Genomic DNA, 13,235 nt, shown 5'->3' with positions numbered 1-13,235 from the left:
TATTTTCCTGCAATAAAAACACCACCAAAACTGGCGGTGTTATCTCAAATAAATTATATCTTTTAATGAAAACTGCTTATCTGTAATCCCAATCTTTGTGCAGGTGCCGCTGTTTCATCTTTTGTTTTATAAGCTAGACAGAAGTTGTAATAAGTGCGAAGAATTGTAAGAACCATTTGAGCATACTTTGGATTGAAATTGGAAATAAATATAACTTTTGCCATCCCCACGAGCAGTCGTTAAAGGTCTTTCTAAGATAGACAACCTTCTCCGAATGTGTTGGATAAAAGTATTTGTTGCATTGTCATTCACATTTAGTATAAAAGCAGCAATTTCTTTTGGTACGAGAGAAAAGAGATTTGTTGTACAATCTACCGAACGAAGTCCTCTATCAATCGTGGCAAGTGGATGCAAAATTGGATTATCGGCATATTCTAGATGCGTTCCAACGGCGGTTACGATCTCTTTATGAAACTCGTGGTGTTCAAACAATTCTGCCATCTGCAAGTACGCTAATTTTCTCAATGACCTTGTTCCATAACCACGCATTGTTCCCCAATCAATTAAATCTACTCTCGCTTGAACAAACTCCTCACGAGCCTGTTTTCTCGTTTTAGTCTTATCTGTTTGGCAAAGAAAATGATGTGCATCAGAAAGCCTGATTTCCTTCGAGAAGACACGATTTATAGAAGTCATAAGGGAATTGTCCTCGTCTGTCACAAAACGCCATTCAGGAGCTTTTACAATCTGTTTGATTAACCAAAGATGTGCAACTGTGGTATAAGTCGAACTGACGTTTAATCCATCTATATATTTCATTCTACGTTCTACTAATACCAACTCTTTATAATATTCACTTTTAGATTGTGTATCATTAGCAGAAGAAGGTTGCGGATAATGTGAATATTTAGGATACTGAACATACTTTTTAGCAAATTCATTCAAATGGTCCTCTTTCAATAGAACGGTATCTAGGGCAATATCCCCCAGTGTAATTTCCCAATCATATGCCACATCACTTCGAAATACATACCTAGATAATACATCAGCCGATACCAAAACGTGAGTAGGGAATTGATTTTCTTCAACATCATCGTATCGGCTACCACCCATCCCTTTCTCACGAACATTATTTAAATAATAGGTCATCTTATCGGTGTTCAGCCACATTTCTTTAAACTCTAATCTTTGAAGAGGTTTAACTTCGTGTCGTTTTAGGAATTCTAAACACCTTCGATAAAGCAACTCTAATTTATCATAATAAGTTCCTCTGCCTATCTCTAAAATCTCACAGGTCCTTGTCACAGGTGTACGACTTAATAGCAACTTAGCAAAAAGGTGGTGGACATCACTTCGTTTTTGATTGTAAGTGATTGAGTTGTCCCTTTTAGGAGTGAGAGATGTTTTCTTTTTACAAATTTTGCACTGAAACCTTTGAGTACCTAGTCTGCTTTTTCCTTGTTTATAAAATCCATTTGGTTCATTGAACGGTGTTATCTCTTCTGCGATGCAGCCCTCTTTATGAAATTCATATTCCTCTTCTTTATCTAGAACAGAGTTGATGCGGACCAATCGTTGTAATTCTTGTGCAATAGACCAATTGGAAAGAGTAGAAGTGTAACAGCCCAATACTGCATCACCTGTTACACTTGTTGGGTCTGGATTGCGTTTTATTGATTTGTGATTGGATGTTCCTTATATCCAATTCGCAACAGTTTTAGCACAGCATTTAGCAACACCGCATAAATTTATGTGGTGTTTCCAATTTATATGTGAATTAATCTGCTATTTAGTATGTTAGAACCATCAAAATATTGATATAACAACAAAAATGGAGACACCCATTCATATGTGAATTGTGTCCCCAATTAGGCAGTTATTTATTGTTTTCTCCCCAATAACCGAACCCGTTAGTCCTAGCTGTCAGTCTCTTTTTTCATCCATAATAAGATAATAAATGTTAAACTAATATAACCAAATAAAGGATATAAATAGGAAAGCAGTTCTCCATACTCAATGAATGAACCGAAATAGCAGACGGTAAAAATCCCAATCACTGTTACAACCGTAGGAATATTAAAATATTGCCGAATTTGCCTTTCCACTCCAAAAACGTTTCCAATCACTGAAGTAAAGATTTCACCATAAATAACAAATACGAATATCCAATATATTGAGGACGCAAGTGACTTCATAATAGCAGCCATAGGAATTTCATAACTTTCTAAATTAGGAATATTCACCAATGACAAATGACTAGAAACTAAAATCATTGTCAGTGCAATCCCACCAAAATATCCTCCCCATTTAATCGTATGTATATCTTTAATATCCGAAGCAACTGGAACTAACACAGCTTGCGCTAACATTAAATTGAATGCGGCATACGTAAATGGAGATACAACTGATTTCCAACCATCCTCAGCAAAAGGAATATATAAGATATTTTCTAAAAAGAACGGCTGTTGAATAGAGAAAAACAATAAGATAAAACTAAAACTGATCATCATAGGAACGACAACCACGTTTACAGCAAATAATCCTTTTATACCTACAAGCATTGTTATAATTGATAAAGCAATTGTAAATACCACACCAATTGATTTAGATAATCCTAGTTGTTCTTCAAACACAGCACCTGCACCTGAAAGCATAACAGCACAGACACCTAATAACATGATGAGCATTAATCCATTGATAATTAAACCAAAATGCTTTCCAAACAAATGTGTATTTAACTCTTGAAAAGATTTTGCATTTATTTTTGCAGCAATGATCATTAGTTTTGATCCTAAAAACACAAATATATATCCACTCATTAAAATCCCAATTAAACCAATAAAACCAAATCTCGAAAAGAATTCGACGATTTCCCTGCCAGTTGCAAACCCTGCGCCAACAACAGTCCCTACATAGACTGCTGCGATTTGAAAGGAAGCTCCCCAATTAATTTTCGTCAAGTCGATCTCCTCCTTCTCCACAATATATGTAAAGAAGGACAAACAAAGACGAGCTTTTTCTTACTGAATACCTTTTTTCTAATTTAAATAAAAAACTTAATCAAAATACTTGAAAGTCAAATAAGGTCAAAGTATACTGTATCCATAAGGTCAAAGTTAGTCAAAGTCAAAAGGAGGAAACTTTAATGAAATGTCAAGCATGCAAACAAAATGAAGCGAATGTCAATATGAGATATGCGATTAACGGTAAGGAGACAACCATTCGTCTTTGTCAAAGCTGTTACGAGAAAGAAAAACAATCTCTTCCTGCCTTTGGTCCAACGATGAATGGTTTCTCAGGTTTTATACCATTCGATGATCTTTTTAAACAATTGACAAATGGGCAAGATGCTCATCATCAAAGTCAACAACAACCGAATGAACCATCTCAAAGAAAACAAAATGGTAGTGGTGGATTCATTGATCAATTCGCTAAAAACTTAACGCAAATGGCTAGAGCGGGGCTCATTGATCCCGTGATTGGTCGAGATAAAGAAATAGCACGGGTAATTGAAATACTAAATAGACGAAGTAAAAACAATCCGGTATTAATCGGTGAACCCGGTGTTGGAAAAACAGCTATCGCTGAGGGATTTGCACTAAAAATAGCTAATAGTGATGTACCAAAGAAATTACTCAATAAAGAAGTTTATTTGTTAGATGTGGCCTCTCTTGTTTCGAATACAGGTATTAGAGGTCAATTTGAAGAAAGAATGAAACAACTAATAAATGAAGTACAAACACGAAAAAACATAATCCTTTTTATTGATGAAATCCATTTATTAGTTGGTGCGGGTTCAGCTGAAGGATCGATGGATGCTAGCAATATTTTAAAACCTGCACTAGCACGCGGTGAGATGCAATTAATTGGGGCAACTACTCTTTCTGAATATAGAAAAATAGAAAAAGATGCAGCATTAGAAAGACGATTCCAACCAGTTCACGTCAAAGAACCAAGTTTAGAGGAAGCTAGACATATCCTCGAAGGATTAAAAGACAGTTATGAAACCTTCCATGATGTTATTTATACAGACGAAGCCATCACAGCTTGCGTAGAACTATCGTCAAGATATATTCAAGACCGCTTCTTACCCGATAAAGCAATTGACCTTATGGATGAAGCTGGCTCAAAATTAAACCTAACATTAGGTGTTTCTTCTGATGAGGATATTGAATTGCGTTTAAAAGAAATAGCAAAGCAAAAAGAACAGTTGCTTAAAGAAGAAAGGTATGAAGAAGCAGCTCAATTAAGAGATAAAGAAACAGAATTGGAGAAGGCTCTTGGTTCAAACAAAAGAGAAAGAGCGAAAGTAGAAGTCGAACATATCCAAAAAATCATTGAAGATAAAACCGGTATACCAATCGGAAAATTAATGACAGATGAACAATCTAAGATGAAACATTTACAAGAAAATCTAAACCATAAAGTTATTGGCCAAGAAGTAGCAGTCGAAAAAGTAGCAAAAGCTATTAGAAGAAGTCGTGCAGGTCTTAAATCTAAACATCGACCTATCGGATCGTTTTTATTTGTTGGACCAACAGGTGTTGGTAAAACAGAATTAACGAAAACATTATCTGAAGAATTATTCGGTACAAAAGAATCTATGATAAGACTTGATATGAGTGAATATATGGAAAAACATAGTGTAGCGAAAATTATTGGTTCTCCTCCAGGTTATGTTGGCCATGAAGAAGCAGGACAATTAACAGAGAAAGTACGTAGAAATCCGTATAGCATTATCCTATTAGATGAGATTGAGAAAGCACATCCCGATGTGCAGCACCTTTTTCTACAAATACTTGAAGATGGTCGCTTAACAGATAGTCAAGGTAGGACTGTATACTTTAACGAAACCGTTATTATTATGACAAGTAACGCCGGTGTTCAAACAAAAGAAGTCCAAGTCGGCTTTGCAACGGATAATAACGCTTGGAATGAAGCAAGTATACTCGACTCATTAGGACAATTCTTTAAACCTGAATTTCTAAACAGGGTTGACAATATTGTTGAATTTAAATCATTAACCAAAGAGCATCTTCTTATTATCACTGATTTACTATTAGAAGAATTGAATTTAATCTTAGCACAATCTAATATACACCTAAGTGTGACAGATGAGGTAAAAGCAAAATTGGCACAATTAGGTTATCACCCTGCATTCGGTGCCCGCCCTCTCAGAAGGGTCATTCAGGAACAATTAGAAGATAAGATTGCAGACAAAATTATTGATGAGGAAGAACAAAGCGAATTAACCGCAGTTTTAGTAGAAGATAATATTGTCATTCGATAAAAAAGAAGATAATTTCATCAAAAAAGGAGAGGTTTTGCCTCTCCTTTTTCCACTCATTCTTTAAAGTTTTTTATCATCGACTTGATTTAGCCACTTCTCAATTGATCCAACAACGGATTCTACACAACCATCTTCAAAAGGAGAAATCAGATTTGCTTCAGATACTAATCCTGTAAATGATTGGCTACCGCCAAGTTTACATAAATGAAGATAATCATTCCAAGCTTCTTCATGATTCTCTTGTGATTTTTGCCAAAATTGAAAGGCACAAATTTGCGCTAACGTGTAATCTATATAATAAAATGGCGAGCTATAAATATGGCCCTGTCTTTGCCAATAACCGCCTCTTTCTAGATAGTCGTTGTCTTCATAATCTTTATAAGGCATATACTTTTTCTCAATCTTTCTCCATGCTGCTTTTCTTTCCGCTGGAGTAGCTTGATAGTTTTCATAAACCCAATGCTGAAATTCATCAACAGCTACGCCATAAGGCAAGAAAATTAGGGCACTGCTTAAATGGGCAAAGCGATATTTGTCTCCATCTTCTTTAAAAAACGTATCCATCCATGGCCAAGTGAAAAACTCCATACTCATTGAATGTATCTCTGCCGCTTCATGTGTTGGCCATATATATTCAGGAATCTCAAAACCTTTGCTTGCGTAAACTTGAAAAGCGTGACCTGCTTCATGTGTTAAAACATCAATATCCCCTGATGTCCCATTAAAATTAGAAAAGATAAATGGTGCTTGATAATCCTCAATAAACGTACAATAGCCTCCACTTTCTTTCCCCTTCTTCGCGAGTAAGTCCATTAATTCATTATCAATCATGAAATCAAAAAATTCGCCTGTTTCTGGTGAAAGTTCTTGATACATCGTTTGTCCTTTATTAATAATCCAATCGGGGGAGCCTTTAGGGATTGCATTTCCAGAAAGAAAATTAAACGGTTCATCATAGTACTTTAAGGAATCCACGTCGATTCTTAGGCGCTGTCTTTCTTTTAATTTAGCGACCATCGGGACAATAAACTCTTCCACTTGTTTTCTAAACTTTGCAACCATCTTGGCATCATATCCAATTCTAAGCATTCGATAATACCCTAGTTCAACAAAGTTTTCATACCCTAATTGATGTGCAATCTCAGTTCTTATTTTAACTAAGTCATCATAGATCTGGTCTAGTTTATGTTCGTTATCTTCCAAAAATCGGAATTTAGCCGCACTCGCTTCTTTTCTTAGTTGGCGGTCTTTCGATTCTATGTATGGATCTAGCTGTGCTAATGTTAATTCTTTGCCATCAAAATTTATTTTTGCGGAAGCGATTAACTTATTATAATCACTTGTCAGTTTATTTTCCTTTTGCAATAATGGTACAATTACCGGCTTGAAAGTTTTCAATTCACTATCTGCTAAAGCAAATAGCTGTTTGCCCCATTTGTTTTCGAGCTCTTCGCGAAACTTAGATTGCACTAGTGCTTCATAAAATTGTGTACTAAGTCCTTCAATCTCTGGGCCTATTTCATCTGTATAATCTTGTTCTTGTTGATAAAATTCATCATTCGTATCAATCGAGTGCCTAATCATAACTAAATTTAACATCGTATACAATTTATTTCGTATACGATTAATCTTCTTCATCGCTTCTATTTGTTCCTCGGCTGTTTTTGCTTGTTTAAATGCCAGTAGTGCAGCATCAAACTGAACTTTTGCTTTGTCCATTTGTGGCCTTTTGTATTCATAATCAGGAAATTTCATCCCCCTACACCTCCAAGTAATAATCGCTAATTTGTATGTATTTCATGAAGAAAAAAATTTAATTAAGTTAACTCTTTCTATAATAGATTATAAAATCCTGCATATTTATCATTAAATAATGCTCAGGACTTAAGTAGGAACTAATAATGATTAAATTTAATTAGAAGTTTTCAATTAACTTTTAACATAGAAATACTTCACTATAGTTCACCATTCTACAATAAAAGAAAAAAACGATTCTGTATGAACCGTTTTTATCGATTACTAATAGATAACCCGAGTTTTTTTATTAATTCTATAGCTGTCTCTTTTTCTTCTGCATCTAATTCACTCATTAATTCATGAATGTACTCTTCATGGCCTGGAAATACGTTTTCAATAAACGCCTTACCATCTTCTGATATTTCAGCATAAGTCACTCTTCGATCATTCGGGCATGCAACTCTTCGCAAATACCCTTTACTTTCTAATTTGTCAACTACATACGTAATACTTCCACTAGCAAGCAAAATTTTACCACCTATTTGCTGTAAAGGTTGATTACCTTTATGATATAGTAATTCTAGTACAGCAAATTCAGTTGGATTTAATCCATAGGTTTGAATTTTACGATTAACAATTTCATTAATCGCTCTATTCGCTCTTGAAAGCACAATATATAGTTTGAGTGATTGGCTAGATTCTGTCATGTCTCCAATCCTCCTAAAATAATTTAAAATAGAGATTATTGAATTCAAACTAATTATAAGTAACGAACAGCCTACTGTCAATTTCTATATTTTTACTAAAAAATACTCATGGATCCGATTTTTATGGAGAAGAAAAAGAAAATGAAAAGAAAGAATAATTATTTCCTATATGTAATTATAGTTATTATGCCGTCTATTTTAGGAATGCTTACTATTTATCATTATGTAACAGACCGTGAAGAAACAGAAAGATTAAATGACGCAAAGTGGATTGCAACCATTCATCAAAAAAACTGGAATCAATTCATCTCTGAAACAGTTACCACATTAGATATTTTAGCATTATCAATTGACGCTCAAGATGATATGGAAGCTGTTCGAGAAGTAGTAAGAAGCACACAATTAACTGACATGAGATATGGCAGCATGTTTCTACTGGACGCAACAGGTACTTTGGAAACAGGAACATCAGAATTATTAAAGGATCATGACTTTAATAATGATCCATATATTCAAGAAATTATGCGCACGAATGATTTAATTATATCTGAAGAAGTGGAAACATTAACACCTGAACAACAAGTCATCGGGATTGCAAACCCTATTCTTGATGTTAATTTCCAACTAGAAAGAATAGTAGGTGCGCATTTAAGAGTAGATTACATGCAAAATATTATGAAAATGCTTACTCCTGATGCTTCCATCTCCATTACGAACTCTAGTGGAAAGCAAATAATGAATATGAATGGTGGTATAGGTAAGAATGATCAAGTTTATACTTTACCAATTGATCGTCTGCCTTGGAATATTGAAGTGAGTGTTTCAGATGTCGCTAACGGTAATTTACTTAAGCGTACTGCAATCTTCTTCTTTCCCCTTTTTATTTTGCTTCATATTTTCTTTTTCTTTATAAAATATTTCATGTTAAAAAAACATGCCAAAAACGCTGAGAAAGAAAATGAAATACAGAAACTAGAGCTAGTCGGAAATTTAGCTGCAAGTACAGCCCATGAAATCAGGAATCCACTTACTGGTGTGAAAGGATTGATTCAATTATTATCAGAGAAACATAAACAAGAAGAAGATCAGTATTATTTCTCTATTATAAATAATGAAATCAGTCGTATCAATGAAATCGTCAGTGAGTTTCTAATTCTTGGGAAGCCGACAATTGAAAAGAAAGAACATATTTATGTACAAGATATTATACGTGAACTTGAACCACTTATTAAATCTGAAGCCAACTTAGCCAATATTCACTATGAAGATTCTTTACCAGAAGAACCCGTAGGAATATATTGCAACAAAGATCAAATGAAGCAAGTGTTTTTAAATATCGCTAAAAATGCTCTTGAGTCAATGAGTAGTAATGGATATTTGTCAATATTTCTCACAACAAGCGCTCATCATTGTTATCTCACCATTAAGGATACTGGAGTAGGTATACCAAAGAAAGAGATGGACAGAATCTTTGAACCATTTTATACTTCTAAAGATTATGGTACAGGCCTTGGACTTGTTGTATGCAAAAGGATTGTCGAAGCAAATAAGGGAGAAATCACAATCGAAAGTAGTGCTTCTAACGGTACAGTTGTGACAATCATTTTACCGCTAGATTCTCATTCATTTGATGCTTAAACATATCAATCATAGGGGAAGCCTTATAAAAGATTTGCTTCCCTTATAAGATGGATATGTTTCCTTCTGCTGGAAAGGCTAATAACAAAGGAATCGACCTTCATTTTTTTCATTTACTACTATTTTTTCTATATGTTACCTAAATGGCATAGAATCGGACTAAGTTCTAATATACATAGTCTTTCGAGCAATAAGAAATAAAAAAAGGATGAAGAATCGTTGAAATCCAATTACAACTAATGTTTGAGGATTGAAGAACAAGTGGTAACTGAAAAGGATGTCTTTTTGAATATTTCAATTTTTTAAAAGAAAGACTTGATTTTTGTTCATTTAACTTCAATAATTATTTCGTATATTGAATTATTCTTACATAAAAGGAGTCCTTCCCTATGAGCCAAGCTATTTCTCTTAAAGCCCTTCCTAAACAAGGAAATACTAGCTATCGTATTTTATTTATCATTGGGCTTTGTCATTTGTTAAATGACGCCATTCAGGCAATCATCCCCGCAATGTTTCCTATTTTAGAAAGATCAATGGGACTAAGTTTCACCCAGTTAGGGATGATTGCTTTTGCATTAAATATTGTTTCGTCTGTTCTTCAACCTGTTATTGGCAACATGACAGACAAAAAACCAATGCCTTTTGCCTTACCAATTGGTTTAACCATTACTTTATTCGGTATCATTGGATTGGCTTTTGCGCCTAAGTATGAATGGATTATCATTTCCGTCATATTTATAGGATTAGGATCTGCTATTTTTCATCCTGAGGGCTCAAGAGTTGCATACATGGCCGCTGGACCAAGAAGAGGATTAGCTCAATCCATTTATCAAGTTGGTGGAAATAGCGGTCAATCGCTAGCCCCATTAATTACGGCCATGGTACTCGTTCCTTTTGGGCAAAAAGGCGCTTTATGGTTTACTATTGCCGCTTTTTTAGCCGTTTGTTTTCTCGCCTATATTGCCATTTGGTATGCTAAAAATCTAAGATTGCAAGCAGCTAATAAAAAGGCAAAGAAAAAGGTAGCTGCACATAAACCACTTACCAAATCAGTAAAAATAGCATTAGCTATTGTGCTCATTCTTATTTTTGCCCGATCTTGGTATGTTTCAGGGATGACAAACTTTTATGCCTTTTATGCAATTGAGAATTATGCTTTCTCTATCAGCGGCGCACAAACAATGCTATTTGTATTTTTATTAGCTGGTGCTATTGGTACCTTCTTCGGAGGACCTTTAGCAGATAAATTTGGTCGTAAGACAGTTATATTTTTATCATTGGCGCTTTCTTGTCCATTTTCCATCCTCATTCCATTTGTACCAGCTAGTGTTGCGTTTGTTTTTTTGGCACTTACAGGTTTTATACTGATGCTTAGCTTTTCTGTAACAGTTGTCTATGCACAAGAATTAGTACCTGGTAAAATCGGTATGATGTCTGGCTTAACAGTTGGATTTGCATTTGGAATGGGTGCAATTGGATCGATTGCATTAGGTTATTTAAGTGACTGGGTTGGTATAAACCAGACGATGATGTTCACTGGGTTACTTCCTTTAATCGGGTTCCTCACTCTTTTGTTACCATCAGATCAAAAAATTGCTGAATGGAATGAATGATTAATGGATGTTACTATTCATAATTGACATTAAAGAAGAGGTCACATTTTTTATATGACCTCTTTCCTTGATTATGCATATACTAGGCTAAATGACTATCTGCATCTTATTGATAAAAATCAGGGATGATTCTAAAGAGGTGAGTTATAAAATGACAGAAGTGCTATATGGAACAATCCTTTCAGCTATGTCTACAGGACTTGGTGCATTGATTATTTTGTTTATTGGCCAATCAATGACACATAAATGGCGTGATATATTACTCGCATTTACTGCAGGTATTATGATGGCTGCTTCAACAATGAGTCTTATTCCAGAGGCATTAAATGCAGGAGGGTTTTTACCATTAGTCGTAGGAATTTTTCTAGGGGTTTTAACTTTAACATTGCTAGAAAAAAACATTCCACATATTGACATCGCTCATAACAAAAAAGGGATTGAATTTGATGAAAAAGCGATGTTAATTGTTGCTGCTATTACACTTCATAACATTCCGGAAGGACTTTCTGTTGGTGTTAGTTATGCGTCCGAAAACGGAGGAGACACTGGTAATTTAATTGCATTTGCCATTGGTTTGCAAAATGCACCTGAAGGATTCTTAGTTGCTTTATTTTTGGTCAACCAAAAAATCAGTAGATTCAAAGCATTTATCGTTGCCACGTTAACAGGAACAATTGAAATTTTCACAGGCTTATTAGGATTTTATTTAACCTCTTATGTTGCTTCACTTGTCCCTTATGGGCTTTCATTTGCCGCAGGAGCCATGCTATTTATTATTTATAAGGAATTAATCCCAGAGAGCCATGGAGATGGTCATGAAAGAACATCTACCTATTCTTTTATCATTGGTTTACTTTTCATGATCTTATTAATTGAACTTTTTTAATTTCATACAGCTTTGGTTTTTATATTTACATGGTATTGTTTAATATTTAATTTAAATTCTCGGGTCCTACGGGGCTCGAAGTTTATTTTTGCTTTCTGATATTCATATATAAGCATGTCTAGTTCCTGACTATGCTGGATAGTTAATTTGTCATTAATACCTGCTTTCCACGCACATTTCATCATAATTTCTCTTTTCATTTGAATCTTGTCCAATAATTCCCTTTGATTTAACTTCAACTTTTCTCCTCCTAAAATTGTCCTGCTTTCGATTATTTTTTGCCTACTTGAGAAATTATTACAAGAATTTTTATAAAAGTAAATAGATTCGCAAAATAAGACAATCTTTTTTTATATCAACATGATTCGACACTTCCCAAGAATAGTTTGCATTACTTTTCGACAAAACATTTAAGATCATTAGCAGTAGTAAACTTTTTAAAAATCGTATATATTTAAAGTATAAATAAGATTGAAATAAGGGAGTTTTAACCATGAAATTACATATTGCCTGTATACAAATGGATATACAATTTGGCCATCCTGAAGAAAACTATAAGCATGTAGAAATAAAGGTAAAGGAAGCTTGTGAAGTTCAACCATATCCAGATATTATTGTACTACCCGAAATGTGGACAACTGGATATGATCTAGATAATTTGTCATCCACTGCTGATGTTAAAGGTGAAAAAACAATTGCCTTCTTAACAAACTTAGCGAAACAATATCAAGTCCATATCGTAGGCGGATCAGTTGCCACTAAGCGTGATGAGGAATACTTTAATACGATGATTTCAATTGATAAAAATGGTGAATTGCTACAAGAATATCATAAAATGCACTTATTTAAATTAATGGATGAACATAAATTTTTATCTGCCGGAGAAGAAAAAGGCAGCTTTAACATTAATGGTGAGAAAGTAGCCGGTATGATTTGTTACGATATTCGTTTTCCGGAATGGTTTCGAGCACATACATTAAACGGGACCAAAGCTATTTTTGTTGTGGCAGAATGGCCAAAACCAAGAGTCGATCATTGGCAAACATTATTAAGGGCAAGAGCGATTGAAAACCAATGTTATGTGATTGCTTGTAACCGTGTAGGGCAGGATCCTAATAATAGATTCGCTGGACATTCGATGATCATTGATCCTTGGGGGGAAGTTCTCAAAAGTGGTACCGAAGAAGAGGAAATTGTCACAGCAACGATTGATCTTTCGGAGGTTGATCGTGTCAGGAAAACCATCCCTGTTTTCGATGATCGCAAACCTGAATTTTATACATGATTAGCTAAAATCAAATACGAGCAAATACTGTTATATATCTGTCAGCATTTGCTCGTCTATTTAGAGCCAAATTAGATTC

Annotated in this window: 9 protein-coding genes and 1 pseudogene; 5 read left to right on the top strand and 5 right to left on the bottom strand. The window is 34.6% G+C overall.

Annotated elements, in window-relative coordinates; genetic code table 11:
• Positions 1-39 precede the first annotated feature (39 nt).
• Both LCM23_RS26315 and LCM23_RS15885 read right to left on the bottom strand, forming a co-directional pair.
• Positions 40-351, bottom strand: a pseudogene (locus LCM23_RS26315) (insertion element protein); the annotation flags it as partial.
• Positions 352-1,916: 1,565 nt separating this feature from the next.
• Positions 1,917-2,960: a YkvI family membrane protein gene (locus tag LCM23_RS15885; RefSeq protein ID WP_224937829.1), complete on the bottom strand. Its 1,044-nt coding sequence runs from the start codon at positions 2,958-2,960 to the stop codon at positions 1,917-1,919.
• Positions 2,961-3,145: 185 nt separating this feature from the next.
• Between LCM23_RS15885 and LCM23_RS15880 the strand changes: the two genes are divergently transcribed.
• Complete coding sequence (locus LCM23_RS15880) at positions 3,146-5,290, top strand: ATP-dependent Clp protease ATP-binding subunit (RefSeq protein ID WP_224937828.1); 2,145 nt, start codon at positions 3,146-3,148, stop codon at positions 5,288-5,290.
• A 60-nt stretch (positions 5,291-5,350) separates the two neighbouring features.
• Here the strand turns inward: LCM23_RS15880 and LCM23_RS15875 are convergent, their stop codons facing one another.
• Entirely contained in the window at positions 5,351-7,045 is a 1,695-nt protein-coding gene (locus tag LCM23_RS15875) for a M3 family oligoendopeptidase (protein ID WP_224937827.1), read from the bottom strand.
• A 254-nt stretch (positions 7,046-7,299) separates the two neighbouring features.
• Positions 7,300-7,734, bottom strand: a complete 435-nt coding sequence (locus tag LCM23_RS15870; RefSeq protein WP_224937826.1) for a MarR family winged helix-turn-helix transcriptional regulator — start codon at positions 7,732-7,734, stop codon at positions 7,300-7,302.
• A gap of 141 nt (positions 7,735-7,875) precedes the next feature.
• Between LCM23_RS15870 and LCM23_RS15865 the strand changes: the two genes are divergently transcribed.
• The 3 genes from LCM23_RS15865 (at position 7,876) to LCM23_RS15855 (ending at position 11,871) form a co-directional block, all read left to right on the top strand.
• Complete coding sequence (locus LCM23_RS15865) at positions 7,876-9,372, top strand: ATP-binding protein (protein ID WP_224937825.1); 1,497 nt, start codon at positions 7,876-7,878, stop codon at positions 9,370-9,372.
• A gap of 389 nt (positions 9,373-9,761) precedes the next feature.
• Positions 9,762-10,985 carry an MFS transporter gene (locus LCM23_RS15860; protein WP_224937824.1) on the top strand — a complete coding sequence of 408 codons (1,224 nt, stop codon included), beginning with the start codon at positions 9,762-9,764 and terminating at the stop codon, positions 10,983-10,985.
• 151 nt (positions 10,986-11,136) lie between these two features.
• The gene (locus LCM23_RS15855) at positions 11,137-11,871 is read left to right on the top strand and encodes a ZIP family metal transporter (protein ID WP_224937823.1); all 735 of its coding nucleotides are present in this window, start codon (positions 11,137-11,139) and stop codon (positions 11,869-11,871) included.
• 2 nt (positions 11,872-11,873) lie between these two features.
• Here the strand turns inward: LCM23_RS15855 and LCM23_RS15850 are convergent, their stop codons facing one another.
• Complete coding sequence (locus LCM23_RS15850) at positions 11,874-12,110, bottom strand: aspartyl-phosphate phosphatase Spo0E family protein (RefSeq protein ID WP_224937822.1); 237 nt, start codon at positions 12,108-12,110, stop codon at positions 11,874-11,876.
• 254 nt (positions 12,111-12,364) lie between these two features.
• Between LCM23_RS15850 and LCM23_RS15845 the strand changes: the two genes are divergently transcribed.
• Positions 12,365-13,156 carry a carbon-nitrogen family hydrolase gene (locus LCM23_RS15845; protein ID WP_224937821.1) on the top strand — a complete coding sequence of 264 codons (792 nt, stop codon included), beginning with the start codon at positions 12,365-12,367 and terminating at the stop codon, positions 13,154-13,156.
• Positions 13,157-13,235: the final 79 nt, after the last annotated feature.

The organism is Cytobacillus kochii, from assembly GCF_020171845.1.
Taxonomy (GTDB): domain Bacteria; phylum Bacillota; class Bacilli; order Bacillales; family Cytobacillaceae; genus Cytobacillus; species Cytobacillus kochii.
The sequence above is the reverse complement of the archived record's forward strand: the minus strand, read 5'-3'. Positions and strand labels throughout refer to the sequence as shown.

What these genes read in the sequence shown, in the direction of transcription:
- LCM23_RS15880 (WP_224937828.1), top strand. Translation starts at nt 3,146, where the DNA reads ATGAAATGTCAAGCATGCAAACAAAATGAAGCGAATGTCAATATGAGA.
- LCM23_RS15855 (WP_224937823.1), top strand. Translation starts at nt 11,137, where the DNA reads ATGACAGAAGTGCTATATGGAACAATCCTTTCAGCTATGTCTACAGGA.
- LCM23_RS15865 (WP_224937825.1), top strand. Translation starts at nt 7,876, where the DNA reads ATGAAAAGAAAGAATAATTATTTCCTATATGTAATTATAGTTATTATG.
- LCM23_RS15875 (WP_224937827.1), bottom strand. Translation starts at nt 7,045, where the DNA reads ATGAAATTTCCTGATTATGAATACAAAAGGCCACAAATGGACAAAGCA.
- LCM23_RS15860 (WP_224937824.1), top strand. Translation starts at nt 9,762, where the DNA reads ATGAGCCAAGCTATTTCTCTTAAAGCCCTTCCTAAACAAGGAAATACT.
- LCM23_RS15870 (WP_224937826.1), bottom strand. Translation starts at nt 7,734, where the DNA reads ATGACAGAATCTAGCCAATCACTCAAACTATATATTGTGCTTTCAAGA.
- LCM23_RS15845 (WP_224937821.1), top strand. Translation starts at nt 12,365, where the DNA reads ATGAAATTACATATTGCCTGTATACAAATGGATATACAATTTGGCCAT.